This is a genomic window from Aeromonas sp. CA23 (assembly GCF_002587065.1).
GTDB classification, from domain to species: domain Bacteria; phylum Pseudomonadota; class Gammaproteobacteria; order Enterobacterales; family Aeromonadaceae; genus Aeromonas; species Aeromonas bestiarum.
Map to the genome: position 1 here is coordinate 1,605,246 of NZ_CP023818.1, position 26,375 is coordinate 1,631,620.

Genomic DNA, 26,375 nt, shown 5'->3' on the forward strand with positions numbered 1-26,375 from the left:
TGATAACAGCGCAGGGATGCAGGCCTGGCAACCAGTTTGCCGCGCGGTCGGTTTGGACGACACGCTTTTGGGCAACGCCAAGCCAGAGAATGTGGCCCGCATCATACCCCATTCATATCGTGGTAAAAACGACCAAGATGACGGCCCTGACGATTTTGATGATTATTCTGGCCTACCTGGGCGGCTCGCTGTCCAGTGCCGTGCTGGTTTCCCGCATCACGGGTCTGCCGGATCCTCGCGATCATGGCTCCCACAATCCGGGTGCGACCAATGTGTTGCGCCTCGGTGGCCGTGTGGCTGCCGTTGTGGTGTTGCTGCTCGACGTGCTCAAGGGCACGGCCCCCGTCTATCTCGCCTGGTATCTGCAAATCAAACCCGTCTACCTCGGCTTCATCGGGGTGGCAGCCTGCCTCGGCCACATGTACCCCATCTTCTTCCACTTCCGGGGCGGCAAGGGGGTGGCGACGGCGCTCGGCACCATGATGCCCATCGGTTTCACCATGGGCGGGGCCGTCATCGGCACCTGGCTGGTCGTGCTGCTGGTGAGCGGCTACTCGTCGCTGGCCTCCATCATTACCGTGCTGTTGACGCCGCTTTTTACCTACCTGCTCAAACCCGAATACACGCTGCCGGTCTCGTTGCTCTCCTGCCTCATTCTGATCCGCCATCATGAGAACATTGCCCGCCTGCTGAAAGGGGAGGAGCCCAGAGTCTGGGGCCGCCCGGCGCAGCCCGGCCAGGAAGAAGTAGGGGAAATGGATGATGTTGCGCAAAAAAGAGACGAACGAGACAAAAAGTGAAATTTCCCGTTGACCACCTGCCTTAAAATCCGTTTAATAGCGCCCACGCCCAGATAGCTCAGTCGGTAGAGCAGGGGATTGAAAATCCCCGTGTCGGCGGTTCGATTCCGTCTCTGGGCACCAAAATTTGGTGCCATGAAATAAAAATGTGTTCATGCACAAAGGTTTAAAGTGTGCCGGCTTAGCTCAGTAGGTAGAGCAACTGACTTGTAATCAGTAGGTCACCAGTTCGATTCCGGTAGCCGGCACCATTTATATATTGCCCAGATAGCTCAGTCGGTAGAGCAGGGGATTGAAAATCCCCGTGTCGGCGGTTCGATTCCGTCTCTGGGCACCAAGTACAATTCCTCCTTAGTTCAGTCGGTAGAACGGCGGACTGTTAATCCGTATGTCGCTGGTTCAAGTCCAGCAGGAGGAGCCAACACAAAAGCCCAGCAGCAATGCTGGGCTTTTTCTTTGCCTGTTTGCCACGGCCATTGCCACCCAAGCGTTGCGCAATAAGTGTGCGCCTGAGGGGCAAGCTGTCGCATCCATCCCCCTTATTCCTTCCCTGTCAGTGACTTGCCTTCTGTTTCTCGCCTAGTATGGTGACGTGACGGGTGTTTTGCCGCGCCGCTTTTCCTGCGTCTGACCCGCCGTATCCGCCAGGGCTTTGTGCACCATGACTCTCTATCTGGCGAGGGCGGGCGGGACATCTTTGTGATCGAGGTAATGTATGAATGCAACCGAGCTTTGGCAGCTTTCTCCCGAGCAGTTCAACGAATGGCGCCGGGAGAATGACTATCCCCTGATTTGGGAGCTGCTGGTGGCCTCGCTGCCCTATTTCGGCGACTGGATGACGGAGCAGAAAATAGAGAAAAGCGTCATCTTCCAGATCGGCATCGCCCGTTTCATCAGCTCGCGATCCGTGCTCAGCCTCTGCGTCTACATGAGCGACGACAAGACAAGGCTGTATGAAACCGCCTCGAACGCGCTGGAGTCCCTGCGCAAGAGCGGCCTCATCCGCTCGGAGACGCGTTTTGAACCCTACTGCATGTGGCTGGCCGGCAGGCATGGCAAAGACGAGGTGAAGCGGGTGCAGAGCCTGCTCTCGGTCTCCGAGAACAACAAGGGGGAGGCACAGGTGCTGGGCAAGCATCGCCTGCTCAACATCGGCGGCGTCGAGCTGAAGAGCCCCATCATCTCCGGTCGGTTGCTCGATTTCACCTGCCTCGACGAGCTCTCGCTGGATGGCGCCGTCAACAACTCCAAGGTCTATCTGTGGCACTGCTCGGCCAAGGGGGTGCGGGTCAATGGCGGCGTGATCGGGCTCGATCTGTTCGATTCCCTGTTGTGGGATCACAGGGCCTGGGCCAAGAAGCGGGAGCTGGCGCTGGAGGACGGGGTGTTTCAGGACTTCACCATAGAGTGCGAGGAGATCCGTTTTCACTCCTCCCGGGCCGTGCTGAAAAACTTCAACGTGCGCGCCAAGAACTTCGACGCCACCATGGAGCACACCAATCTGGACAAGGTGCAGGTGGCCTATAACGAGAACGGCCGGATCGATCACAGCGAGGCCAGCAAGTTCTACCGCAACGCCAAGCGCCTCTTCTCCAGCGTGGGGGATACCGTCGATGCCGGTGAGTGCTATTACCTGGAGAAGCTGCATGAGATGAAGTCCCTGGCCAGCCCGAGGGAGCTGTTCAAGGAGCGCTGGCTGCGCAGCGGCCCGCTGAGAAAGGGGTGGCTCTCCCTGCTCTGCTATTTGAAGTGCGCCTCCAAGTTTGTCAGCTTCATCACCTGGGGCTTTGGCGAGCGGCCCATAAGAAGCCTGCTGATGTCGATGGGGGTCATACTGCTGGCGACCCTGACCTATTTTCTGGCGCCCGCCTCGGTCACCTATCACCATCTGGGGCGTTCGCTCTACTTCAGCATCGTGACCTTCGTGACGCTCGGTTATGGGGATATTTCCCAGACCTCTTCCCCACTGCAGCTGCTATCGGCCATCGAAGCCTTCAGCGGCATGTTTCTGACCGGTCTGTTCCTCGCGGGTTTTGCGTCTAAAACCAAGCAGTATTGATGACGCTGCCGACCTGTCGGTGCTGCCAAGCTCCGACAGGCGGTGCTCCCTCAGCAGCACCTCAGAGGGCTGGATCTTGCCGAGCAAGCCGCCGCAATCGCCCCGTATCGGCCCCACCCCCCAGGTCAGTCTCTTGTCATCTTGCCGGCGTGATGCCCTGCATCTTCAGCCAGAACGCCTCCTGACAGGGGTTGTGGAACAGCTTGCGTGGCGGTGTGATGGGGATGGGGCTGGTGTCGACCCGATAGCTTATCCAGCATTCGGCGCACAGCTGCGGCGAGGAGACCTGGTCCTGCTCTCTCTGATGACAGATGACGACCCCATTGGCGAACCAATAGCGGGTTTGCTGGTGCTGGATCAGGGTGCCACTCTCGTCATGCTCGCTATAGTGTTCACTCTGCTGGCGTGTGATGGTCGCCGGCCCAGGTTGCCGATGGATGGCCTTGATATAGGTAATGAGCTGATTCATCGCCGTGCTTGCTTGTGATGGGGGCGGCGGCGTTTGGGCACCGGCCGCAGATGTCGCGAGCTTAGCGCTCGGCGCCGCTGGCGGCAATCCCGAGCGGGTGGCAGGGTGGCAGGCATGAAGGAGGACAGTGATGGGGATCCCCAGCAACAAGGCCGAGCTGCTGCTCGCCATCGACACGCATTTTGGCAAGTTGTTCAAGGCCTTGCAGGCGGTACCCGAGAGCCGGGTACAGGAGTTGGGTATGGAGGGGCACAGCAAGGGCACCCGCATGAGCGTGGCCAATCTGGTGGCCTATCTCATCGGCTGGAATGAGCTGGTGATCAAGTGGATCGAGCGGGACGCGGCGGGCCTGCCGGTGGATTTTCCCGAGACTGGCTTTAAGTGGAACGAGCTGGGCAGGCTGGCCCAAACGTTCTATCGGGATCATGAGGGGCTGGCTTATCCGGTACTGTTGGCCCGGCTGATGGCGGCCAGGAGCCGCATCGTCGAGCTGATCGCGGAGCGCAGCGACGATGAGCTGTATGGTCACCCCTGGTATGAGCAGTGGACTCTGGGGCGGATGATCCAGTTCAACACGGCCTCTCCCTACCACAATGCCAACGGCCGGCTGCGCAAGTGGTTGAAGGGCGCGGGGGTGAAGCCGTAGCTCCCGCCTTTGAGCGCCGATGGCGCGTCTGGCCTATGGGTCAGGCCGACCCGCATTGTTTCACTGACAAGCCCCAGTTGTTATACTGCCGCCCCGTCCTCTCGCCGGGCAGGCCGTGGGCCGGTGCGCTGGCGCGAGACAGGCAGACTGGGCAGGATCGTCCGGCAACCCATTTTTTCCTCCCAGCTTCAGCCGACAGAACGGCGGCCCGTCAATCCGTATGCCACGGGTTCGAGCCCAGCAGGAGGAGCCATTCAAGGAGCCCTTGTCGCGAGACAAGGGCTCCTGCTTTATGGGTGCCATAACAACAATACTCACCACACAGCGACAGACTTCAGGATTGGTATGGAAAATCAAGTAGTTAAAGATTCTCACCAGGGTATCACCTCCCTTCGCAGCTGGCTGGAGCCGGTACTGGTGCTGGCCATTCTGGGCAGCCTGTTCGGCTACCTCGGCAGCCAGATGGGGCTCTCCGCCCTGGTCAATACCCTGTTCAACACCGCCCATCAGCTGCTGCTCAATACAGTGCTCTTCATCATGGGGATTACTGTGTTGTCAGGGGCGCTGAGCCAGCTGCTCAGCGAGTTCGGGGTGATCCGCCTGCTGGAGGTGCTGCTGGCACCCTTGATGAAGCCCATCTTCCGCCTGCCCGGGCGCACCGCCCTGGCGGCCCTGATGACCTTCTTCTCCGACAATCCGGCGGTGATCAGCCTCGCCAAGGACAGCCGTTTTCGCAAGGGCTTCACCCCCTGGCAGCTGGTCTCGCTCACCAACTTCGGCACTGCCTTCGGCATGGGGCTGATAGTGGTGACCTTCATGGCCACCCTGCAACTGCCGAGCGGCGAATCGACCGCCAGTGCGGCACTGATCGGCCTGCTCGGCGCCCTCATCGGCTCAGTGGTCTCGACTCGGCTGATGCAGCGCATGATCCGCCCGCTGGTGGGGGAAACCCTGATTGATGACGAGGTCGTGAGCATGGGCGCCAAGCCGGGTCTGAGTCAGGAAGCGGCTCCCACCTGGCTGCGTGTGCTCAATGCCCTGCTCGATGGCGGCAAGTCCGGGGTGGAGCTGGGGATGGCGGTGATCCCGGGGGTGCTCATCATCAGTACCTTCGTGATGCTGCTGACCTTCGGCCCGGGCGAGCAGGGTTACAGTGGCGAGGCCTTTCAGGGGGTGGCGCTGCTGCCCGTGCTGGCGGCCAAGGTGGGCTGGTTGTTCGAGCTGCTGTTCGGCTTCACCCATGCCGAGCTGGTGGCTTTCCCGGTGACCTCGCTGGGGGCGGTCGGGGCGGCCATGTCGCTGGTGCCGCCCTTCATCGGCAAGGGCTGGATCACCGGCAACGAGGTCGCGGTATTCACCGCCATGGGCATGTGCTGGAGCGGTTTTCTCAGCACCCATACCGCCATGCTGGATGCGCTCGGCTATCGCCATCTCACCTCCCGCGCCATAGTGGCTCACACCATAGGTGGCCTGTGCGCCGGGGTGGCGGCCCATCAGCTCTACCTGCTGCTGGGCTGAGTCGGGTTCTGATAACAAAAGAGGCTCTTCGGAGCCTCTTTGCATTGCTCGTTGCGATCACGCGGACAGCATAGAGACGGCCAGTCCGGCGTTGTGGTCACTCGACATGGCCAATGACGGTTTGTTCTATCACGGCTCCGGGCATCATCTGCTGTATGCCTTCAATCAGCTTGTTCCCGGCTGCTTGCAAAGCTTCCAGGGGCATTTCGGGCAAGCTCTCCAGAATGAACCACATCATGCTCGATTCCACATTGAGCCTGGTCCTGACTCCCTGTCTCCAGTTCCAGCGTCGACATGTCACCCCCTTGTCATCCCGCCATACCACTTCACCGGGTTCTGGCGATTCATGAGCCACTTCGCCGCCCTTCATTGTGTCGAATAGCTCGCTGCCATCGGCAACCACCAACCTCGGCGTCCCTTCATAGGTGGTCAGGTTTTCGCCCCCTACCGGTATGGCGTACTCAATGCTGATGGCGTTATAGAGGTCAACGACAGGATCGATACTCGGCAGGTGGCCATCACGGGCAACCCGTTTTCGCAGGGCTTCGGCGGAGCAGGGAGTGCGCTGTGGTTTGGCGCCAAATTTTCTAAAGAGGTCCGCCCAGGCGGAGAGGTGTGCATCGGCCCAGGGTGCATCTTCTCTGGCCATGGCAAGGGCTGCTTGTTCCAGGGCCCGCATCCCCACTGTGGGGTCTGCAATGGCAGCCGCCTGGACAGTGATGCTCAAGGCTCGGAATCCGGGAGCCATATCGGTTACTTCAGGGGTGATTAACGGCTTGAACAACGGCATAGCGACTCCAGGAAATTCATTGATAGAGACGACATTTGATGTCTCGATAGCGCATGGCATCAGCCACATCAAACTCAATTTGAGAGCCATCTTGCTTGGGCGATGATAATAAGAAAATTTACAAAATCTTAAGGCCAATAAGGATTTGGAATGACAAGCCGCCTGTCAGTGAAGGATTGGCATGGGAGCTCGATCCAGAAAGCAGCTCTGCCTTTTCGTTGCTCTCTCGCGAAATGGGATGAACGGCTCAGGAGCGCTATCTCTGATGCTGCTGAAAAACATCAACAACAAGGGCGCCGAGGCGCCCGTTTGCTTGAGTGTCAGGCTGACGGCATTACAGATTGCCCGGTTTGGGGATGGGGATGCCGAGCAGGAAGTTGTCCATCATGCCGACCATGCGTCCCAGCTCGGGTTTGGTGATGGTGTCGTTGGCCCCCAGCTGCAGCGCCTTTTGGCGGTTGTCGTCACTCATCAGCGACGAAAACATGACGATGGGGGTGGTCTTGAAGGCAGGGGTATCCCGCAGCCGTTTGAGCAGGTGCATGCCGTCCATGCGGGGCATCTCGACGTCTGTGATGATGCCGCTGACAAACTCGGCTACCGGGATCTTCTCCTCCTGCGACAGGCGGTCGAACTCCATCAGCATCTCCAGCCCGTCGCCCCCATCCTTGGCGGTCACCACGTTGTAGCCCGCGGTGCGCAGCGTGGTCTCTATCATCTTGCGGATGAAGGCGGAGTCGTCGACCACCAGCACCGTCTTGGCCTGGCGCAGTGCCATCATGCGATCGTCTATGAGGACCTTGCGATCCTGGGTCACATCGTACTTCTCCATGCTCAGCTCTGGGTTGATGTCGGCGATGATCTTCTCGAAGTCGAGGATCATGATGAGGTTGCCATCGCGCCTGACCACGGCCACCACACAGTCATTCTCGCCCGCCTCCAGAAACTGGCTGGGGGACTCCACATCCTCCCAGGATACCCGGTGGATCCTGCTGACGCTGTCGATGAGGAAGCCGTTCGCCATCTTGTTGAAGTCGGTGACTATGACCACCTTGTTGTTGGGGTCCGGGTTGGTCTTGATGCCAAGCCAACCCGCGAGATCCACCAGCGGGATCAGCCGCTCGCGCAGGGAGAAGACACCCACCATGTGGCGCTGGGCGTTGGGGTAGTCTGTGGTGTCAGGTACCCGGATCACCTCGCGCACCTTGGCGACGTTGATGCCGTAATAGGCGATCTTTTCCCTGCCATCGGGTAGCTGCTTCTTGAGGTGAAATTCGATGATCTCGAGCTCGTTGGTACCGCTCTCGGTCAGGATGGATTTACGCTCTTCCCCGTCTTTGGACATCATGGCGACTCTCGTGCTTCTGGTTGCGCTGGCAGCACCGGCTGCGGTTTTCCCTCAGTATAGGAATGGATCCGCCCACACCGGGGAGATCCACACAAGATGGCCCTCATAACTGCTTGATCCGGCAGACAGGAAGGCGCGTAACAGCTTAACAGGGAAAAAAAGAGGTGATGGAGAAGGGCATCACACTCACCGCAAACAGGAGCCGAGCATGAACGAGGGCATGGTAGTGATAGGAGCCGGGGGCGCTATAGGTCAGGCGCTGGTGGCCCACTGGCTGGCGACTGGGGCCGGTTCCGTCATGGCGGTCAGCAGGCAGCCGGCCCCAGTCGGGTGTGAGGATCCCCGGCTGCATTGGCTGGCTTGTGATTACAGCGATCAGCAGATGGCTGACGTGGTGGCCCGTATCGCCACTCTGGCCCCGAGACCGCAGCGGCTGGTGATCTGCAATGGCATCCTGCATCAGGGGGAGATCAAGCCGGAAAAGCGGCTGGAAGCACTCGATGTCGAAGCCATGACCCACCTCTACCAGATCAATGCCTTGCTGCCGCTGCGCTGGATCAGCCAGCTGCTGCCCCTGCTGGGGTCGAGCCCCTGTACCCTGGCGGTGCTCAGTGCCCGGGTCGGCAGCATAGGCGACAATCGGGCGGGGGGCTGGTATGGCTATCGCGCCTCCAAGGCGGCCCTCAACATGCTGCTCAAGTGCGCCGCCATCGAGCTTGCCCGGCGAGCCCCGGGCGTCAAGCTGCTGGCGTTTCATCCGGGCACAGTAGATACCCAGCTCTCGCGCCCGTTTCACGCCAATCTGCCGGCCGGCAGCTTGCAGACGCCAGAGCAGGTAGCCCGTCAGCTGGTGAGTCTGATGGCGCGGCTGATGCCAGACGGCGAACTCAGCTATCTCGACTGGCGAGGCGAGCCTATCGAGTGGTAGGGGTATCCAGCAGGCGAGCCAGCAGGGTGCGCAGCGCCTTGATGATGGCCGGCTTGCCCGCCAGTTGCAGCCGATTGGCCAGATGCCCCCAGTCCGCATATTGCCAGATGGTGGCGATCAGCAGCTGACGCTCGGCGGGGGTCAGGGCGGCCAGTCGTGGCAGATTGCCGGCCAGCCAACGCTGCAGGCTGGCTTGGCACAGCTCGAACGGCTTGTGGTGGTGAGCGAAGCACACCAGCTCATCGCGCTCAAACTCATCCTGCATCGGCAGGGCAGGGCTCCCCTCCAGAGATTGCCACACCAGTTCGGGTTCCAGCTCTTTCAACTCACCTGCCAGCAGGGTTGGCAGCTGGCACGCGAAGCGCTGGTGCCACCGGGCCAGCTCTGCTTCCCACTCGGGTTTCAGCGCCTTGAGCAGCAGGGCGGCATGGCTGCCGCTGGCGGCATCCCGTTGCAGGCCGATGCGCAGCACCCGCAGCCCGGCCCTGCGCCAGAAGGGCAGCAGATCGGCGCTGGCCGAGAAGGCCGAGCCCAGATAGTCGAGCCCTTCCTCCCGGTAGTAGTCCTCCAGCTGGCCGAGCAGTCGCGAGCCGAGTCCGTGGCGATGCAGCGCCGGGTGGATGGCGATGCGCATCACCCGGGCGTAGCTGCGCGCCCCTGCCGTCTTGAAACCGGCGTGGGCCAGCAGGGACTGGGGCAGCAGATGGCCGCGCGGGCGCCGTCGGCCCGCCCAGATCTGCTCGGCCAGCTCGGGAGCTATGTTGCCCTCCCGTGCCACCAGCGCCACCCCGAGCAGGCTCTGCTCCTGCTCCAGCAGGTGGATGTCGAGATCCGGGCTCTCCAGCAAAGACCTGAGATCGCTCGGCGTGGTCTGGTAGTGCGCCAGCACCAGCAGGCCGAACAGCTGACTGAGCAGCCCCTCGTCGTTCACCAGTGCATCCTGCCCGATCAGCCGCCAGCCCGGGCTGGTCGGTGGCAGGGGCGGATCCACCTCGGCATTGAGGCCAAGCAGCCGGAATACCAGCGGCTCCAGCGGATCGCCAGGGCTCCAGCGGATCGGCTCGGCCAGGTGGATCTCCTGCCAATCCGGCGTCTGACGGTCCAGCACTCGCTTGAAACGCAGGTGAAAACCGCGCCCCGTGCCCTCGTAGCCGTGCTCCGTGGTGGCGAAGACGATACGGCTGTGGCGGGCCAGCATGGCCTCCAGCAGCGGCGTGGGGATGGCGGCGGCTTCGTCCACCAGCAACAGATCAGGTTGCAGGGCTTCCTGCACCAGCCGGGCCGGTGAGCAGAACTCGAGGCCAGCCAGTTGTTCCACCTCTGTACCCAGCGACTGTGCCGCGTGGGCAAACAGGGTGGCAACCGTGGCCTGGGAGGGGGCCGTCACCACTATCTTGAGGTCGGGTTGCTGGTGCAGCAGCTCGGCGGCGGCGAGGCCCAGCAGACTGCTCTTGCCGCGTCCCCGATCGGCGCTCAGCACCAGGGGGCGGCGACGATGGCCGTGCAACACCCTGTCAATGGCGGGCAGGGCGCCGGCCTGATCATGGCTCAGCCGCCGCTGCTCACCGATCGGCTGCCAGGGCTCTGGGCTGATGGGCGGGAGCAGGGAGAGCGCAGGATCCCCCGCCAGCAGGTGCACCAGTCGGGCGATGAAGCCGTGGCCGGCCCGATCAGCCTCTTCTGGCTGGGCTACCAGCCGCACCCTGTCCGGATCCGGATATTCGGGCCATTGCGCTCTGGGGGGAGTCAGCAGCAGCAGCAGGCCGCCCGCCCGCAGTGTGCCCGCCAGCGCGCCGAAGGCGTCGGGATGAAAGCCGCTGAAAGCGTTGAAGACAAGGGTGTCGCACTCTTGACCGAGCCGTTGCAGTGCCTTGGCGGCAGGAATTGGCCCATGGCAGGCCGGACCTTCTCCTAGCCAATAGATGACGCCGCCCAGCAGTGCTTCGGCACGGGCGATGCAATCGGCCTCGTCCCCTTCCAGCCAGACCAGACGCCGTTCACCTGCCTGGGTCAGGGCCTGGCGCAGGGCTTTCACCTCGGCAGGGCTCATGAGGCTGAACTGTCGCCCGCTTTGACGCGGGGTTCAAACATGCGATCCCCCATCTGATCGATGAAGGTGTGCGCCTTCTGCACCATGAAACGCTCCGCATCGGCCGGATTGGCGAACAGATCGGAGCGGATGAAGATGTGGGTCTGCAGCGTGCCATCCATCTCTTTGGTGATGCGACCCGCCAACCGGTACTGGCTCCCTTCCGCCATGGGCTCGGGGTAGATGAGGTAACCGGCGTACTCGGTGGGAGTCACCTCAACGACAGGGGCGGGCTTGCTTGCGAACAGGGTTGTGAACAGTTTCTTGAGCATGATGTTTTCCTCTGTGACGGGACATTGTCACCAAGGGGTTGATGGCTGGCAAGCAGGGGATCTTATTACTAATTGTTATTTGCACTACGAACCATTCTCATTTAGATTTCATGGCATTCCAGCATGAGGTAAACACTATGTACGTCTGTTTGTGCCGCGGCATCACAGATACCCAGATCCGCAAGGCGGTACAGGCAGGCAAGACCGAGTTTCGTCAGCTCAAGCAGTCGCTGGAGGTGGGGGCCCAGTGTGGCAAGTGTGTGCGCATGACCATGGAGATCATCGCCGCCGAACTCGACAAGGTCGAGCTGGAACAGGCCCCGCTCTACTACGAGGTGGCCTGACCCGAACCGATCTTTTTCTGACTCGACCCGCCAACAGGGTCACTCTTCCTCTCAGGCGAGCTGGCTCGCCAGACCTCTTGTTGTCACTTTTCTGGACTAAGCTCTAACGATCGAGGCCTCAGGCACGAACCAAGGAGCACTGTCGATGAAAGGAGATCCCAAGATCATTGCCCACCTCAACAAGGTGCTGGCCAATGAGCTGATTGCCATCAACCAATACTTCCTGCACGCCCGCATCTACGATGACTGGGGCCTCAAGGCGCTCGGGCACAAGGAGTATCACGAGTCCATCGATGAGATGAAACACGCCGACGAACTGGTCAAGCGGGTGCTGTTTCTGGAGGGGCTACCCAACTTGCAGGACTTGGGCAAGCTGCGCATCGGTGAAACGGTGGAGGAGATGCTGCGCTGCGATCTGTCGCTGGAGATGGATGCCATCCCGGACCTGAAAGTAGCCATCGCCTACGCAGAGTCGGTGCAGGACTACATCAGCCGCGACCTGTTCCAGGACATTCTGGAAGATGAAGAGGAGCACGTGGACTGGCTGGAGACCCAGCTCGATCTCATCGATCGCATCGGGCTGGAGAACTACCAGCAGTCCCAGCTGCATCACGGCTCATCCTGAATAGTTATGGCATGAAAAGCCGATTCAAAAACCCGCTCATGCGGGTTTTTTCATGTCCGGCTGCATAGCTTTTCATCGCTGTCATCTGTATGAAAAACAAGCTTATTTTTGTTAATCAGGTCGCAAAAATGCGGGCGGGAGAGATGCACTATTGGAGCCCCTGATCGGGGGCACACAATAACAACAGGTTAAAGGACTACACCATGCACTTCTTGCCCAACAAGCTGGCGCTTGCCTGCGCCATCGCACTCTCCCTCGCTGCCTGCAACGACAACAGCTCCAACGCGCCGGCGGATCCCGCCGCGACCAAGGCCTCCCTGATGCAAACCATGGACGAGGCCCTGCGCGAGAGTCAGGCGCTGGATCCCTACGGTTTTGCCATCGATGCGTCCAGCATTGCCAAACGCAAGGCGCTCGACAGTGCGCTGCTCAGCCGGCTGGATGCCCTGGACCCGAGCGTGTTGAGCGAGCGGGACCGGTTGTTCTACGACATGATCCGCTGGGATCTGCAGATCAATCTGGCGGGCTACGAGCTGCCCCAGTCCCAGATCCCTATCCACCACTTCCGCAACCGGGTGGTGGATCTGGCCGATGACGTGGGGGCTGCGCCCGCCAGCGGCAAGGCCGCCCGCACCGTCAGCAGCGGCTTCGATTACTTCGAGCAGAGCTCGGCCGAGCGGGTCGCGCCTGGGGATGCCGCCTGGCGGCGGGATCTCGACCGCCCGGCCAAGGCTCCGGCGCTGGCCACTCAGGCCAGGGCAACGACGGCCCCGCTGGCCTGGTATCAGGAACACCTTGTCTGGCTCAAGGCCTATGATGGCTACCTGGCCGAGGTGAAGCACCAGTTCGAGCTGGGCAGCGCCCAGGGCAACACCTTGCCGGACGAGCTGGTGGACCGGCTGCTGGCCCAGCTCAACAGCAAGCTGGATGGCGAGGCGATCGCCGGGGCTTACCTCGGCTGGCAGCAGTTGCCGGGAGAGGCCGACGAGGCGTTGCGCACCGAGTACAAGGGGGTGCTGGACAGCATCAACGGCCGCTATCTGGCACTGCGGGACTATCTGGATTACCAGCATGGCGGCGCCTACGCGGTGCGCCTTGGCAGCGGCGAGTGTGACGACGGTTTCTGCGGCATGACCAATGGCCGCGACTGGTATCGCTGGCTGCTGAAGAAGCACACCACCACCAATATGACGCCGGAGCAGGTGCATGAGCTGGGGCTGAGCGAGGTGGAGCGGATCTTCGGTGCCATGGTCAAGGTGTGCCATACCGTCGGCAAGTGCGACAGCGATGAGGTGGCCCAGAGCAAGCAGAGCGGCCAGATCTATGACTTCTTCCGCTATCTGAACGAGCCGGCCTTCTTCTACCAGAATCCGCTGGCTGTCTGGTCCGCCAATCTCAACCCAGGCAATGCGGCCGGCGCGGCCCTGAGCGAGCCGCAACAGCAGGCGCTGGCCGAGCATGAGCGGGCGTTGCGGGAGTACAACGGCTTCAAGAGCAAGGCGGCACTGGTGTTGCCGGACTTCTTCGATGCTGAGCGCACCATTCCCAAGCTGGATTACGAGGTGGTGCCCGTCTCCTATGACGAGGCGCCTTATGGCGGGGTCGCCTGGTATCAGGACGGCAACCCGCAGACCGGCCGCAAGGGGCAGTTCGTCCTCAACACCTACTACCCCTATGGCCTGCAGAGCTGGAACATCAGCACCTTGCTGGCCCACGAGGCGGCGCCGGGCCACCACTTCCAGATCACCATAGCCCAGGAGCTGGCGGCCAAGGATCCCGACTTCCCGCAGTACGTGGCGAACGCTTCCTATACCGCCTATGCGGAGGGCTGGGCGCTCTACACCGAATACCTGGCGGATCACGACATGGGGCTCTATCAGGGGCGCGGCCTCTATGATCCCGCCGTGGGGGATGTGAAGGTCGAGGGCTCGTCCGCCTTCAACAACCAGCTGCAGTACTTTGGCCGTCTCAACGAGGAGATGCTCAGGGCCATGCGGCTGGTGGTGGATACCGGCATTCACTGGTACGGCTGGAGCCACGACAGGGCCGTCGGCTACATGAAGGAGAACTCGGCACTGGGGGCGGGGGACATCAGCTCCGAGGTGCCGCGCTACATGGCCTATACCGGTCAGGCAACCTCCTATAAGGCGGGCCAGCTGGCGCTGATCCGGATGCGGGAGTCTGCCGAGCAGGCCCTTGGCGGCCGGTTTGACCTCAAGGCGTTCCACCACCATGTGCTGGAATACGGCATGTTGCCCATCTCTGTGCTGGAGCAGAAGAACCAGCAGTGGATTGAACAGTCGAAGTGATCACAGTTACGGCGCCCGGCAAGGCAGCGGGCGCCGCTTTCGATTAGGATACGGCTCTCTTCCCATCACAATGCTACGGATGAATTCCATGGAACTGATTGCACGTGAGATGGCGCCCCACAAGCGGGTGGCGCTGGTGGCTCACGACAACATGAAGACCCCTCTGCTGAACTGGGTGATGCGCCGCAAGGAGGAGCTCAAGCTCCACCATCTCTACGCGACCGGCACCACAGGCACCATGCTCGGCAAGAAGGCGCAACTGCCCATCACCTGCCTCTTCTCCGGCCCCATGGGGGGTGACCAGCAGCTCGGAGCCCTGATTGCCGAAGGCAAGATAGACGTGCTGATCTTCTTCTGGGATCCCCTCAATGCGGTGCCCCACGATCCGGACGTGAAGGCGCTGCTGCGCCTGGCGGCCGTGTGGAACATACCGGTTGCCACCAACGAGGCCACCGCGGACTTCATCATGGACAGCCCTCACATGCAGCAGGCGTTCAGCGTGCAGATCCCGGATTATGCCGGCTATTTGAAGGCCAGAACCGAATAAGGGCAGATCCGCCAGTCTGCGCCGGCTATTTGAAGGCCAGAACCGAATAAGGGCAGATCCGCCAATCTGCGCCGGTTATTTGAAAGCCAGAACCGACTAACGGCAGATCCGCCGGTCTGTACCGGTTGTCTCAAGGGCAGAACTGAATAAAAACAGCCAGATAGCAAAGGGCCGGACACAGTCCGGCTCTTTTATTTGAAGGATGGCAGCAAGTTAGCGCTGGAAGCCCTTCTGGGCGAACTTGGGTCTGGCGCTCATGATCTGCTCCACCTGTTCGTCGCTCATCTTGCCACGGGAGAGGCCCAGCACCTTGTAGGTGAGCAGCGGTCGCGCGGGCAGCGCTATCATCAGCGCCCGGATCTGGTTCTCGTCCTCTTTCTCCCGCACCGGCTTGCCGTAGGCGTAGGTGAGTACGCCGGCGTCCATCAGGTTTTTGACGGCCGGCTCGGTGATCGGCAAGTTTATGACGCTTTTGCGTTGCAGCACGAACTCGCGCAGCACCGCCTTCTCGTTGAAATCGAGGAAGGCGATCATCTGGGCCAGCTGATCCTGCTGGCGGCGGGATTGCCATTCGTCACAGGCCCACTCCCAGGCGATCAGGAAGCCCTGGCTGCAGAAGTAGGAGATGGCGATCAGCATGCCGACCCCGAGCCAGGCGGCGTGGGCCGTGGCCCACTGGCTGACGGCTCCCTTCATCAGGCCGGCCGGAAACAGCAATATGATGCTGCAGCAGAGTAGCAACCAGACCATGAGCCAGTTGAGGCGGTTCAGTTGATAGAAATGTTGGATCCACCGTTTCATCGTTCATCCTTCCCAAACTATTGTGGACAGTAGACAACTCATAGCAATCGTTGTGCCAAGGCGTGGATGCCGGGGGAAAGAGTTGGGATCCGGACGGAGAAACCGGGGGCGTTGACCGAGGGGGCGTTACATTCTCTTACAACTTATTGAGTGGATGATCATTAATTTGCCTTGTGAGGCTGCGGTCAACTTGGTAAAAAGCCCGCACTGTCATTGGGGAGTAGCAACCCGCCCGTGATCCGGGCAGGGCTCATGTCAACATTCTTGGATCTTCAGATCCATGGCATGAGCGGCGATAGCATCTATCGCTCTGCAAGACCTTTGGCCTCGATACGCAAGCCAGCCGGGCGAGCCGTATCGGGTCCATCGGTTGTTCTGCTCGCCTGGCGGTTGCCTATTATGTTGATCACCCTGCTGTTATTTCTGCTCTCTGCCGTCACCATCTACCTGGCCTGCGAATATTTCGTCAACGGTATCGAATGGACCGGCCATCACTTCAAGTTCTCCCAGAGTGCCACCGGCTCCCTGCTGGCGGCCCTCGGCACTGCCTTGCCCGAATGCATAGTTACCCTGACCGCACTGCTGATGGGGGATGCCCCCGCCCAGCAACAGATAGGGATAGGCGCCGCCCTCGGTGGCCCCCTGGTGCTATCCACCATAGGCTATGCCGCCGTCGGCGTGACCCTGCTGCTGTGCATGAGCCGTGAGCACAGGGTCATAGATGGCGAGGTGCAGCGCGAGATAGGCCGGGATCAGGCCTGGTTTGTCGGTATCTTCCTGGTGGCGGTGGCCCTCGGCATGGTGGCCTTCACCGGCAAAATCTGGCTGGCCCCGCTGTTCGTGCTGGTTTATCTGGTCTATGTGCGGCGCGAGCTGAAACAGACCGACAGCCACGAGGTCGAGTTGCCAGAGCCCCTCAAGCTGGATCCCAAGGCCGAGATCCCGGCGCTCGGCAAGGTGCTGCTGCAGACTCTGGTGGCATTGGTGGTGGTCGCGCTGGCGGCGCAGCTGTTCGTTCATCAGCTGGAGAGCATGGGCGAGCTGTTCGGCCTCTCTCCCGTGCTGGCGGCCCTGCTGCTGAGCCCGGTGGCGACCGAGATGCCGGAGCTGATGAACGTGCTGATCTGGGTGCGTCAGGGCAAGAACCGGCTGGCGCTGGCCAACATCTCCGGTGCCATGATGATCCAGGGCACCATACCCAAGGCATTCTGCCTGCTGTTCACCCCCTGGTTGCTCGACAGCACCATGATGGTCTCCTCGCTGGTGACCCTGCTGGCGGTGGTACTGCTGTGGTGGGGCTTCAGCCGTGGGCGGATGACGGCGGGCAGGCTGGCCTGCGTGGGACTGGTGTACCTGGGTTTCTGCGGCTGGCTGATGGTGAGCTGACGGCGCGCGCTATGTGAAGATGACGCCATGAGCAAGGGCAGGATCCGATCCTGCCCTTTTTTCATGGGTTTACGTTAACGGGCTGAGCCCCGGGATCAGAACTGCTGGAACCAGCGCTGGATCTGGGCCGGATCCTTGCTCTGGGTCAGGGAGAGCATCAGCAGGATGCGCGCCTTCTGCGGGTTCAGGGTGCCGGCGGCCACGAAGCCGTACTTGGCGTCGTCGATCTCGGCATCCAGGGTGGTGGCGCCGGTCGGCACGCGGGCGGAGCGCACCACGCGGATGCCATCCTTGCTCGCCTTGGCCAGGGTGTCGAACAGGGTGTGGTAGAGGTTGCCGTTGCCCACCCCGGCGCTGACGATGCCGTCAAACTTGGCATCCACCATGGCCTTGGCCGGCAGATCGGTGGCGTTGGCATAGTTGTAGACGATGCCCACTTGCGGCAGCTTGTCGAGCTTGCTCACGTCGAATGGAGTCTTGCTGGTATGCAGGCGGGCCGGGCTGCGCTGGTAGTCGATCTTGCCGTTGTGGATGTAACCCAGCGGGCCGAAGTTGGGGGCGGCGAAGGTCTGCACCCCTGTGGTGTTGGTCTTGGTGACGTCGCGGGCATCCAGCACGGTGTCGTTCATGGCGACCATGACGCCACGGCCCTTGGAGCCGGGGTCGGAGGCGGTAACCACGGCGTTGTAGAGATTCAGCGGGCCATCGGCACTCATGGCGGTGGAGGGGCGCATGGCGCCGACCAGCACCACGGGCTTGTCGCTCTTGACGGTCAGGTTGAGGAAGTAGGCGGTCTCTTCCATGGTGTCGGTGCCGTGGGTGATGACGATGCCGTCCACGTCATCCTTGGCCAGCAGCTCGTTGACCCGCTTGGCCAGCTTGAGCCACACCTCGTCGTTCATGTCCTGGGAGCCGATCTTGACCACCTGCTCCCCCTGCACGTCGGCCACGTTCTTCATCTCGGGCACGGCGGCGATCAGGGTCTCGATGGCCACCTTGCCCGCTTCATAGTTGGATTGGGTGGCGGACTGTCCCGCACCGGCTATGGTGCCACCGGTCGCCAGGATATGAACCTGCGGCAGGGCCATGGCCAAGGGGGAGAGGGTCAGGCCAACGACGGCGGAGAGCAGTGTCTTGCGGATAGGGAGAGTCATGCTGCAAATCCTTCTGAGTGATAAAAATTGCAGCAAGTTTGCGCTTTCTGTTGAGGGGGTCTGTGATGACTCTCACCAAAAAACAGCTGGATACAGAACCTTAACCTGTTTTATACCTCTATAGAGATAATTTAACTTGCCGAGAAGCCCTTGGCTTCGATCAGGGCGATCAGCTCCGCCTTGCTCAGCTCGCTCTCGATGACGGCCTTGCTGCTGGCAAAATCCACCTGGGCCTGGGTTACTGCACTCTGGGCCAGCAGGGCTTTTTGCAGGCTGGCGGCGCAGCCACCACAGGACATGCCGGACACAGTGAGTTCGATGGTCATGGGATATCTCCTCTGTTGATGTGTTGTCAGCCTAAAGCTGCCGCCCGCGGCAAGGTCAAGGGGGTGATGAGGGGATGAGAGGCAGCACGTTTTCTGCTGGCTATCCCATCAACCCGAGCTAGTTCATCAGGGCGGCGCCCAGGCTGGTACTGATCAATGAGCCCAATGTGGTGGTGGCGATGAGAGTGTGGACGGCCAGCACTAGCCCATCAACCCCAGGTAGTTCATCAGGGCGGCACCCAGGCTGGTACTGATCAATGAGCCCAGCGTGGTGGTGGCTATGATGTTGGCGGCCAGCACGCTGTCGCCGCCCATGGCGCGGGTCATCACATAGCTGGCGGCGGCCGTGGGGGTGGAGCTGATGAGAAACAGTATGCCGAGGGCCTGCGGGCTGAAGCCGAGCGCCCAGGCCCCCGTCACCAGCAGCACAGGGATAAAGAACAGCCGGTTGGCGGTGGCCCAGCCGGTCAGCATGGCGCCGCCGCGCAGGGCCTTGAGGTTGAGGCTGGCGCCGGTGCAGAGCAGGGCCAGCGGCAGCGTCATGTTGGCGAAATAGTTGCCCGTTGTGATCACCAGCTGGGGCAGCTCGATACCGAGCAGGCCGAACGGCAGGGCGGAAAGAATGGCGATGATCAGCGGGTTTTTGGCGATCCCCTTGAGGATCGGCTTGATCCCCTTGCTGCCTCCCAGACTGCGGGTCAGGGTGATCACGGCGAGTATGTTGTAGAGAACGGTCACCGAGCCCACCAGCAGGGCGGCGGCGCCTATCCCCTCGGCGCCATAGGCGTTTTGCACGTAGGCCAGCCCCATGATCCCCATGTTGCCGCGAAAGCTGCCCTGCACGAAGATGCCGCGCTGATGCCGCTCCGGGATGAAGCGGGCCGCCAGTGCCTCAAGGATCAGAAAGCCGGCGAGGGTGCCGAGCAAGCCGTAGACGATGAGCCAGGGGCTCGGCATGGTGGAAAAATCGGTGCGTACCATGCTGAGGAACAAGAGGGCCGGCAGTGTGACCTGAAACACCAGGCGGGAGGCGGATTCGACGAAGCTGTCGGGCAGCAGGCCCAGTTGCTTGAGCCAGATGCCGAGCAGCAGCACCACGCAGATGGGGCCCGTGATGGAGAGGGAGAAGTGCAGACTGGCCAGCAGACTCATGATGGATGTCCTGTGCGATAGACGGGGCCGGTGATGGAGAGGAGGAAGATCAGACTGGCCAGCAGACTCATGATGGATGTCCTGTGCGATAGACGGGGCCCGTGACGGAGAGGGATAGAAGCAGACTGACCAACAGACCCATGATGCGCGTCCTGTGCGATGGCGAGCGGCACTACGTTCGCCGGGGCAAAAAAGGCATTCTAACGCCATGGGCTTGTATTCACAGGGCTTAATCACAACAATGTGGGCAATTCCACCGCCGAGCCTCCTGTGAGCCAATTCATGGACAAGAAACTGACCATCCTCGATATCGCCCGCCTCTCGGGCGTCGGCAAGTCGACCGTCTCCCGGGTGCTCAATCAGGATCCCAAGGTGAAACAGGCGACCCGCGAGCGGGTGGAGCAGGTCATCGCCGAACACGGCTTCGTGCCGAGCAAGTCGGCGCGGGCCATGCGCAGCCAGAGCCAGCAGGTGGTGGGGATCATAGTCTCCCGGCTCGACTCCAGCTCGGAGAATCAGGCGGTGCGGGGCATGCTGGAGACCCTCTATCAGCGTGGCTATGACGCCGTGCTGATGGAGAGCAAGTTCTCCCCCGCCAAGGTGCAGGAGCATCTGGCTGTGCTGGAGCGGCGCGGGGTGGATGGCATCATACTGTTTGCCTTCAACGATCTGGACTACGACGCCATGGTGCCGCTGAAAGAGAAGCTTGTGCTGGTGGCCCGCGACCATCCCGGCTTCTCTTCGGTCTGCTTCGACGATGCCGGGGCTGTGCGCACCATGCTGGCTGAGCTGACGACCCGCGGAGTCGGCGACATTGCCTATCTGGGGGTGGATACCTCGGATCTCACTACGGGTCAGCGCCGGCTTGATGCCTATCTCGGCTACTGCGTCGAACAGGGATTGACGGCGCGCAGTGCCCTCGGCGATCTCAGCCTGCAGAGCGGCTACCGGCTGGCGGCCGAGTTGCTCACCCCTGCCACCCAGGCGCTGGTCTGCGCCAGTGACACCCTCGCCATAGGTGCTGCAAAATACCTTCAGGAACAAGGGCGTAGCGAGGTGCTGGTAACAGGCCTTGGCAACAACCCCATGCTCAGTTTCCTCTTTCCCAACGCCCTCAGCCTGGATCTTGGCTACAAGGGGGCGGGGGAGCAGGCGGCCCGCCAGCTGCTCGGCCAGATCGAGCAGGATCACCGCCCGCTGGCGACCATAGCACCCAGCCACACACTGTGAGCCCCATCACTTAGCCCTGCACAAAAAACGCGCTTTTTGTGATGTTGACCACGAAATGGGAACGTTCCCATTTCGATCTGTTCAAATTGACTGCATGCTAAATGGGAACGATACCAAAAACGCTCAGACCAGCAGACTGGTTCAAAAGGGCGATGCAGACCAATATCAATGGAGTCACAGAGGGAAGACTCATGTCCAAGATCAACGCACAGCAGCTTGCCACCCTGATCGACAAGATCGGCGGCAAGGAGAACATCGCCACCGTCAGTCACTGCCTGACCCGATTGCGCTTCGTCCTGAACGATCCGGCCAAAGCCGACAGCAAGGCCATCGAAACCATACCTGCGGTGAAGGGGAGCTTCACTCAGGGCGGCCAGTTCCAGGTGGTGATCGGCAACGAGGTGGAGCAGTGGTACAAGGCGCTCACCGAGGAGATAGGTGTCAGCGGTGGCAGCAAGGATGCCGCCAAACTGGCTGCCCGTCAGAACATGAATCCGCTGGAGCGCGGCATCTCCCACCTGGCGGAGATCTTCGTGCCCCTGTTGCCCGCCATCATCACCGGCGGCCTGATCCTGGGCTTTCGCAACGTCATCGGCGACATCAAGATGTTCGACGATGGCACTCATACCCTCACCGAGATCAGCCAGTTCTGGGCTCAGGTCCACGCCTTCCTCTGGCTGCTGGGCGAGGCCATCTTCCACTTCCTGCCGGTCGGCGTCTGCTGGTCTGCGGTGAAGAAGATGGGCGGCTCCGAGATCCTCGGGATAGTACTGGGTATCACGCTGGTGTCGCCGCAACTGATGAACGCCTATGGCATTGGTCAGCAGACCCCAGAGGTGTGGGACTTCGGCCTGTTCGTCATTCAGAAGGTGGGCTATCAGGCGCAGGTCATTCCGGCCCTGCTGGCGGGGGTATTCCTCGCCTGGGTGGAGACCAACCTCAAGCGCATCATTCCGGCCTATCTCTATCTGGTGATAGTGCCGTTTGTCTCGCTACTGTTGGCGGTGATAGTGGCCCACGCCTTTATCGGCCCGTTCGGTCGCTGGATTGGTGAAGGCGTCGGCTTCGCTGCCAAGGCGGCCATGACAGGTTCGTTTGCCCCCATCGGTGCCGCCCTGTTCGGCTTCTTCTATGCGCCCCTGGTCATCACGGGTATCCACCACACCACCAACGCTGTGGATCTGCAGTTGATGCAGAGCATGGGTGGCACCCCGATCTGGCCGCTGATCGCACTCTCCAACATCGCCCAGGCTTCTGCGGTCGTCGGCATCATTCTGATTAGCCGCAAGGAGAACGAGCGGGAGATTTCCGTGCCTGCCGCCATCTCCGCCTACCTGGGCGTGACCGAACCGGCCATGTACGGCATCAACCTCAAATACAAGTTCCCCATGCTGTGCGCCATGGTGGGTTCCAGCCTGGCGGCGCTTATCTGCGGCTTCGCCGGTGTGATGGCCAACGGCATAGGGGTGGGTGGCCTGCCGGGCATCCTCTCCATCCAGCCCCAGTATTGGGCCGTTTACTCAGTCGCCATGCTGGTGGCCATAGTAGTGCCAGTGGTGCTGACTCTGCTGGTCTACAAGCGCCAGCAGGCGGCCGGCAAGCTGGCCCAGGCCAGCGCCTGACTCCACGCATCAGGGCGACCCGCAGGGGTCGCCCTCTCCCTTTTCATTCGAGACAAGAGCAAGACCCATGAGCCAAACACCCTGGTGGCAGAGCGCCGTGATTTACCAGATCTATCCCAAGAGCTTTCAGGATTCCGCTGCCCGTGGCACCGGCGATCTCAAGGGGATCATGGCCCGCCTCGACTATCTCAAGACCCTGGGGGTCGATGCCCTCTGGCTGACTCCGGTTTACGTCTCCCCGCAGGTAGACAACGGCTACGACATCGCCGACTACCTTGCCATCGATCCCGCCTACGGCACCATGGCCGATTTCGAAGCGTTGCTGGCTGCCGCCCACGCGCGCGACATCCGCATCGTGATGGATATCGTAGTGAACCACACCTCCACCGAGCACGCCTGGTTCAAGTCGGCGCTGGGGGATAAAAACAGCCCCTACCGCGACTACTACATCTGGCGCGATCCGGTGGACGGCAGCGTGCCCAACAACTGGCAGTCCAAGTTTGGCGGCAGCGCCTGGGAGCTGGATCAGGCCACCGGTCAGTACTACCTGCACCTGTTTGCCCGCGAGCAGGCGGATCTGAACTGGGAAAACCCGGCGGTGCGCGCCGAGGTGAAAAACATCATTCACTTCTGGGCGCAGAAGGGGGTAGACGGTTTCCGCCTCGACGTCATCAACCTCATCTCCAAGGATCAGGCGTTCCCGAACGACGAGGTGGGCGATGGCCGCCGTTTCTACACAGACGGGCCGCGCATCCACGAATTTTTGCAGGATGTGAGCCGCGATGTCTTTGCCCCCGTGGGGGCCATGACGGTGGGGGAGATGTCATCGACCAGTCTGGAACATTGCCAGCGCTACGGCGCCCTCGATGGCTCCGAGCTCTCCATGGTGTTCAACTTCCACCATCTGAAGGTGGATTACCCCAAGGGTGACAAGTGGACCAAGGCGCCGTTCGATTTCCTCGAACTCAAGCGTATCTTCAACCACTGGCAGAGCGGCATGCACGGCAAGGGCTGGTCGGCGCTGTTCTGGTGCAACCACGATCAGCCGCGCATCGTCTCCCGCTTCGGCGACGAGGGCGAACATAGGGTGCGCGCCGCCAAGATGCTGGCCAGCACGCTGCACGGGTTGCAGGGCACTCCCTACATCTATCAGGGGGAGGAGATCGGCATGACCAATCCCGGCTATCAGTGCATCGACGACTATCAGGATGTGGAGAGCCGCAACATCTTCGCCATCAAGCAGGCGGAAGGCATGGCGGAGGCCGAGATCCTCGCCATTCTCGGCGCCAAGTCCCGCGACAACTCCCGTACCCCCATGCAGTGGAGCGCCGCCCCCAATGCCGGTTTCACCAGCGGGACGCCCTGGCTCAAGCCTGCCACCAACTACCCCGAGATCAATGCCGAGGCCGCGCTGGCCGACCAGAACTCGGTGTTCTGGCACTACCGTGATTTGATTGCCCTTCGCAAGAGCCATCTCATCTTCACGCAGGGAGATTATCAGGAGCTGCTGGCAGGTCATCAGCGGATCTGGGCCTATACCCGCAGTGCCAACGGCCAGACTCTGCTGGTGGTGAGTAACTGCTACGGCGAGCCGACGGAGTTCGTGCTACCTGCGCAGAGGCTGGCTGGCGAGGGGCGTCTGCTGCTTGGCAACTACCCCGATAGCCCGGCTCGGCCGCAGTCCTGTATGCTGCGCCCTTATGAATCCCTTATCTGGCTGGTGGAATAGACGATGACACAGGCAACTCCCATGGCGGCAACAGAGGCTCGGCAAGCCGTACCTGGCCCCGAGTGGCAGAAGATGGTGGCGGGTCAGCCCTATGATGCGGGCGACCCCGAGCTCAAGGCGGCGCGCGAGCGCTGTCGCCGGCTCTATCACAGCTTCAACACCAGCTGGCAGGAGAAACCGGCGCGGGACGCCCTGCTGCGGGAACTGCTCGGCAGCCGCGGCGCTTCCTGTGTCATCAACCCGCCCTTCTTCTGCGACTATGGCGCCAACATCTTCGTGGGGGAGAATTTCTACGCCAATGTCAACTGCACCATCCTTGATGTTTGCGAGGTACACATCGGTGACAACGTGCTGCTGGCGCCCGGGGTGCAGATCTACACCGCAGCCCACCCGGTGGCTGTAGTGCCGCGGGTGGCCGGGGTCGAGTTCGGCAAGCCGGTGCGCATCGGCCACAACGTCTGGATCGGTGGCAGCACAGTCATCTGCCCGGGCGTCACCATAGGGGACAACAGCGTCATAGGTGCGGGCTCTGTGGTGACCAAGGATGTGCCGGCGGGCGTGGTGGCGGCCGGCAACCCCTGCAAGGTGCTGCGGCCCATGACGGCAGATGAGCTGGCGGGCTGCTAGTGCTTCCGCCAGCGCGTACTTTCCAACACCAAGGGCAGGCTCTCCTGCCCTTTTTCTTGGCCGCCATTCGCTGAACTCGGGATGTACATCCACTTCAGATTTTTTGAACATCTAGGCCAGTTTATCTCGCTAACAAAGGTGGGCAGAGGTGTTTAATATTCACTCAACGCTTAGGCAGGAACGCCAAGCGGCCAAATAACAGGTCGTTCCAGGCTGTGACACCATCAAACAGGGTGTCGGATGTCGGTGAAAGAACAACATACTATTTGAATAACCTCTTGCACGGATGCATTGATTCAGGCCGAAACGGCCTTGGCAATGACATAAAAACCAAGAGAGTGAATGAACATGAAAAACATAATCAAGATGCTGGCCGTTGCAGGCCTGATGGCCGCCGGTTTCGCTCAGGCTTCCGTCCCCGCTGACTTCAACGCCGCGCCGGGCGTGCTGTTTGTAAACTGGCATGCGACCGCCGCCGTGGATGGCAAGGCCAATCCCATGCTGGAGGTGCGTGACGAGTCTGGCGATGTCGTGGCCTCAGTTCACGCCAATCTGGTGGGTACCCAGCAGGTTCGCATTCCAAGCCGCGCTCAGGGCAACCTGACCGTCAGCCTGGGTGAGCAGAGCAGCGACTACCGCATCCCGTTTGGTATCGGCAGCGGCAAACAGCGCTAATTGTCGTTATCCACCCGGTGGCTGATCAGCAAGGTCATTGGGGTGAGACAATGTTTGGGTTGTTTGAGGTTGCTCGTAGCTCTGTCGCAGTCAATGCCGAGGCGAGTGATGCAATTCAGCCCAATAACAAAGGCGCCATAGCGGCGCCCTTGTCATTTCTGGTGATGGCTGACCATAGAGCGGATGCTGCTGTGGCCAGGGTGCTATTGCGTAAAGACGGGGCCAAAACCTGAACCCCACAGAATGGCCGTGGTTGCCAGCACGCAGACCAGCAGCACCAATCCGACCGTCACCACAGAGCTGGCATAGATGAACCCTTGCTCCTTGGGGATGTGCATCAGTATTGGCACGCCGACGTAGAGCAGGTAGATGGAATAGCTCAGCCCTATCAGGCCAATGATCATGACAAACCAGAGGTGCGGGAAAAAGGCCGAGAAGCCAACCATAAACAGGGGGGTAGAGGTATAGGCCGCCAGCTCGAGCGCCGTCGTATAGCTGGGATCAGAGCCAAAGGTGTGCCCCATCCAGTGGGCCAGATAGGCCAGTGCAAACACGCCAGCGATGAGCGCGATATACATGGCTACCGATAGCATGAATGCACTCTCTGCGGTCAGGGTAATGGGATCACCCACACCGATACTCCAGCCGATGTAAACGGCGGAGTAGTAGGCACAGACCGAGGGGATAAGGGCCACGACAAGAATATGGGTCAGACTGTTTCTGAAGCTGTCGTGACCTTCGTCTATGGTATGCCATTCGGTGTGAGGATGGGCATACAATCCCCATAAGTGATTTAATATCATAGCGTTATTCCTTCTCTACTTGAGTTTGTGGAGCGTCGTATCCCGTTTTTCTCCTCTGTATCGGGTTGGCATCACCGGGTGAGCCATTCATATGCAGCCGCCACTGACAGTTTTAAATAAAGCTGT

Annotated in this window: 25 protein-coding genes, 4 tRNA genes and 1 riboswitch; of the genes, 19 read left to right on the forward strand and 10 right to left on the reverse strand. The window is 61.0% G+C overall.

The window, feature by feature from the left end:
- Positions 1-137: 137 nt before the first annotated feature.
- From plsY to CK910_RS07510, 6 genes are all read left to right on the forward strand, one after another.
- Positions 138-800 carry a glycerol-3-phosphate 1-O-acyltransferase PlsY gene (gene plsY, locus CK910_RS07485; RefSeq protein WP_157774602.1) on the forward strand — a complete coding sequence of 221 codons (663 nt, stop codon included), beginning with the start codon at positions 138-140 and terminating at the stop codon, positions 798-800.
- A 47-nt stretch (positions 801-847) separates the two neighbouring features.
- Positions 848-923, forward strand: a tRNA-Phe gene (locus CK910_RS07490).
- A 52-nt stretch (positions 924-975) separates the two neighbouring features.
- Positions 976-1,051: transfer RNA gene (locus tag CK910_RS07495), tRNA-Thr, on the forward strand.
- Between the two features lie 10 nt (positions 1,052-1,061).
- Positions 1,062-1,137 (forward strand) — tRNA-Phe (locus tag CK910_RS07500).
- A gap of 8 nt (positions 1,138-1,145) precedes the next feature.
- Positions 1,146-1,221 (forward strand) — tRNA-Asn (locus tag CK910_RS07505).
- Between the two features lie 294 nt (positions 1,222-1,515).
- Positions 1,516-2,859, forward strand: coding sequence for a potassium channel family protein (locus CK910_RS07510; RefSeq protein ID WP_098981928.1), 1,344 nt, complete (start codon positions 1,516-1,518; stop codon positions 2,857-2,859).
- Positions 2,860-2,995: 136 nt separating this feature from the next.
- Here the strand turns inward: CK910_RS07510 and CK910_RS07515 are convergent, their stop codons facing one another.
- Positions 2,996-3,328, reverse strand: a complete 333-nt coding sequence (locus tag CK910_RS07515; protein ID WP_098981930.1) for a hypothetical protein — start codon at positions 3,326-3,328, stop codon at positions 2,996-2,998.
- Positions 3,329-3,458: 130 nt separating this feature from the next.
- On the opposite strand from CK910_RS07515, the gene CK910_RS07520 reads away from it, so the two are divergent.
- Together CK910_RS07520 and CK910_RS07525 are read left to right on the forward strand one after the other, a co-directional pair.
- On the forward strand, positions 3,459-3,974 hold the full coding sequence (locus tag CK910_RS07520; RefSeq protein WP_098981933.1) for a ClbS/DfsB family four-helix bundle protein: 516 nt from the start codon (positions 3,459-3,461) through the stop codon (positions 3,972-3,974).
- A gap of 345 nt (positions 3,975-4,319) precedes the next feature.
- Positions 4,320-5,492 (forward strand): CD0519/CD1768 family membrane protein, encoded by a 1,173-nt coding sequence (locus CK910_RS07525; RefSeq protein WP_098981935.1) that lies wholly within the window; start codon positions 4,320-4,322, stop codon positions 5,490-5,492.
- A gap of 97 nt (positions 5,493-5,589) precedes the next feature.
- On the opposite strand, the gene CK910_RS07530 is transcribed toward CK910_RS07525, so the two are convergent.
- Positions 5,590-6,282: a B3/B4 domain-containing protein gene (locus tag CK910_RS07530; RefSeq protein WP_098981938.1), complete on the reverse strand. Its 693-nt coding sequence runs from the start codon at positions 6,280-6,282 to the stop codon at positions 5,590-5,592.
- Between the two features lie 334 nt (positions 6,283-6,616).
- Positions 6,617-7,630: a chemotaxis protein gene (locus CK910_RS07535; RefSeq protein WP_043554378.1), complete on the reverse strand. Its 1,014-nt coding sequence runs from the start codon at positions 7,628-7,630 to the stop codon at positions 6,617-6,619.
- Between the two features lie 208 nt (positions 7,631-7,838).
- Here CK910_RS07535 and CK910_RS07540 point away from each other — a divergent pair, with 208 nt between their 5' ends.
- Positions 7,839-8,558: an SDR family NAD(P)-dependent oxidoreductase gene (locus tag CK910_RS07540; RefSeq protein WP_098981941.1), complete on the forward strand. Its 720-nt coding sequence runs from the start codon at positions 7,839-7,841 to the stop codon at positions 8,556-8,558.
- On the opposite strand, the gene CK910_RS07545 is transcribed toward CK910_RS07540, so the two are convergent.
- Together CK910_RS07545 and CK910_RS07550 are read right to left on the reverse strand one after the other, a co-directional pair.
- Entirely contained in the window at positions 8,545-10,608 is a 2,064-nt protein-coding gene (locus tag CK910_RS07545) for a tRNA(Met) cytidine acetyltransferase TmcA (RefSeq protein ID WP_098981944.1), read from the reverse strand. The genes CK910_RS07540 and CK910_RS07545 overlap by 14 nt on opposite strands.
- The gene (locus CK910_RS07550; RefSeq protein WP_098981947.1) at positions 10,605-10,919 is read right to left on the reverse strand and encodes an HlyU family transcriptional regulator; all 315 of its coding nucleotides are present in this window, start codon (positions 10,917-10,919) and stop codon (positions 10,605-10,607) included. Before CK910_RS07550 ends, CK910_RS07545 begins: the two co-directional genes overlap by 4 nt.
- A 137-nt stretch (positions 10,920-11,056) precedes the next feature.
- Here CK910_RS07550 and CK910_RS07555 point away from each other — a divergent pair, with 137 nt between their 5' ends.
- The 4 genes from CK910_RS07555 (at position 11,057) to CK910_RS07570 (ending at position 14,744) form a co-directional block, all read left to right on the forward strand.
- Positions 11,057-11,263 (forward strand): bacterioferritin-associated ferredoxin, encoded by a 207-nt coding sequence (locus CK910_RS07555; RefSeq protein WP_172955265.1) that lies wholly within the window; start codon positions 11,057-11,059, stop codon positions 11,261-11,263.
- A gap of 145 nt (positions 11,264-11,408) precedes the next feature.
- Positions 11,409-11,888, forward strand: a complete 480-nt coding sequence (bfr, locus tag CK910_RS07560) for a bacterioferritin (RefSeq protein WP_005314068.1) — start codon at positions 11,409-11,411, stop codon at positions 11,886-11,888.
- 203 nt (positions 11,889-12,091) lie between these two features.
- Positions 12,092-14,197: a DUF885 domain-containing protein gene (locus CK910_RS07565; protein WP_098981952.1), complete on the forward strand. Its 2,106-nt coding sequence runs from the start codon at positions 12,092-12,094 to the stop codon at positions 14,195-14,197.
- Positions 14,198-14,285: 88 nt separating this feature from the next.
- Positions 14,286-14,744 (forward strand): methylglyoxal synthase, encoded by a 459-nt coding sequence (locus tag CK910_RS07570; protein ID WP_043554384.1) that lies wholly within the window; start codon positions 14,286-14,288, stop codon positions 14,742-14,744.
- A gap of 213 nt (positions 14,745-14,957) precedes the next feature.
- On the opposite strand, the gene CK910_RS07575 is transcribed toward CK910_RS07570, so the two are convergent.
- Positions 14,958-15,545, reverse strand: coding sequence for a superinfection exclusion B family protein (locus tag CK910_RS07575; RefSeq protein WP_098981957.1), 588 nt, complete (start codon positions 15,543-15,545; stop codon positions 14,958-14,960).
- A 203-nt stretch (positions 15,546-15,748) separates the two neighbouring features.
- Positions 15,749-15,856, forward strand: a riboswitch (yybP-ykoY riboswitch).
- 88 nt (positions 15,857-15,944) lie between these two features.
- Between CK910_RS07575 and CK910_RS07580 the strand changes: the two genes are divergently transcribed.
- Complete coding sequence (locus CK910_RS07580) at positions 15,945-16,931, forward strand: sodium:calcium antiporter (protein ID WP_253852836.1); 987 nt, start codon at positions 15,945-15,947, stop codon at positions 16,929-16,931.
- Between the two features lie 95 nt (positions 16,932-17,026).
- Here the strand turns inward: CK910_RS07580 and ansB are convergent, their stop codons facing one another.
- The 3 genes from ansB to CK910_RS07595 form a co-directional block, all read right to left on the reverse strand.
- Positions 17,027-18,085, reverse strand: coding sequence for an L-asparaginase 2 (ansB, locus tag CK910_RS07585; RefSeq protein WP_098981962.1), 1,059 nt, complete (start codon positions 18,083-18,085; stop codon positions 17,027-17,029).
- Between the two features lie 131 nt (positions 18,086-18,216).
- Complete coding sequence (locus CK910_RS07590; protein WP_043137256.1) at positions 18,217-18,411, reverse strand: heavy-metal-associated domain-containing protein; 195 nt, start codon at positions 18,409-18,411, stop codon at positions 18,217-18,219.
- A gap of 201 nt (positions 18,412-18,612) precedes the next feature.
- Positions 18,613-19,563, reverse strand: a complete 951-nt coding sequence (locus CK910_RS07595; RefSeq protein WP_098981965.1) for an AEC family transporter — start codon at positions 19,561-19,563, stop codon at positions 18,613-18,615.
- A 282-nt stretch (positions 19,564-19,845) separates the two neighbouring features.
- On the opposite strand from CK910_RS07595, the gene treR reads away from it, so the two are divergent.
- The 5 genes from treR (at position 19,846) to CK910_RS07620 (ending at position 25,446) form a co-directional block, all read left to right on the forward strand.
- Positions 19,846-20,793: a trehalose operon repressor TreR gene (gene treR / locus CK910_RS07600; RefSeq protein ID WP_098981968.1), complete on the forward strand. Its 948-nt coding sequence runs from the start codon at positions 19,846-19,848 to the stop codon at positions 20,791-20,793.
- A 191-nt stretch (positions 20,794-20,984) separates the two neighbouring features.
- Positions 20,985-22,415 carry a PTS trehalose transporter subunit IIBC gene (gene treB / locus CK910_RS07605; RefSeq protein ID WP_043137250.1) on the forward strand — a complete coding sequence of 477 codons (1,431 nt, stop codon included), beginning with the start codon at positions 20,985-20,987 and terminating at the stop codon, positions 22,413-22,415.
- A gap of 67 nt (positions 22,416-22,482) precedes the next feature.
- The gene (gene treC / locus CK910_RS07610; RefSeq protein WP_098981973.1) at positions 22,483-24,144 is read left to right on the forward strand and encodes an alpha,alpha-phosphotrehalase; all 1,662 of its coding nucleotides are present in this window, start codon (positions 22,483-22,485) and stop codon (positions 24,142-24,144) included.
- Between the two features lie 3 nt (positions 24,145-24,147).
- On the forward strand, positions 24,148-24,771 hold the full coding sequence (locus tag CK910_RS07615; protein ID WP_301336239.1) for a sugar O-acetyltransferase: 624 nt from the start codon (positions 24,148-24,150) through the stop codon (positions 24,769-24,771).
- 342 nt (positions 24,772-25,113) lie between these two features.
- Entirely contained in the window at positions 25,114-25,446 is a 333-nt protein-coding gene (locus CK910_RS07620) for a hypothetical protein (RefSeq protein WP_098981978.1), read from the forward strand.
- Positions 25,447-25,649: 203 nt separating this feature from the next.
- Here CK910_RS07620 and CK910_RS07625 read toward each other — a convergent pair whose 3' ends face one another.
- Complete coding sequence (locus tag CK910_RS07625; RefSeq protein WP_098981981.1) at positions 25,650-26,249, reverse strand: Yip1 family protein; 600 nt, start codon at positions 26,247-26,249, stop codon at positions 25,650-25,652.
- Positions 26,250-26,375: the final 126 nt, after the last annotated feature.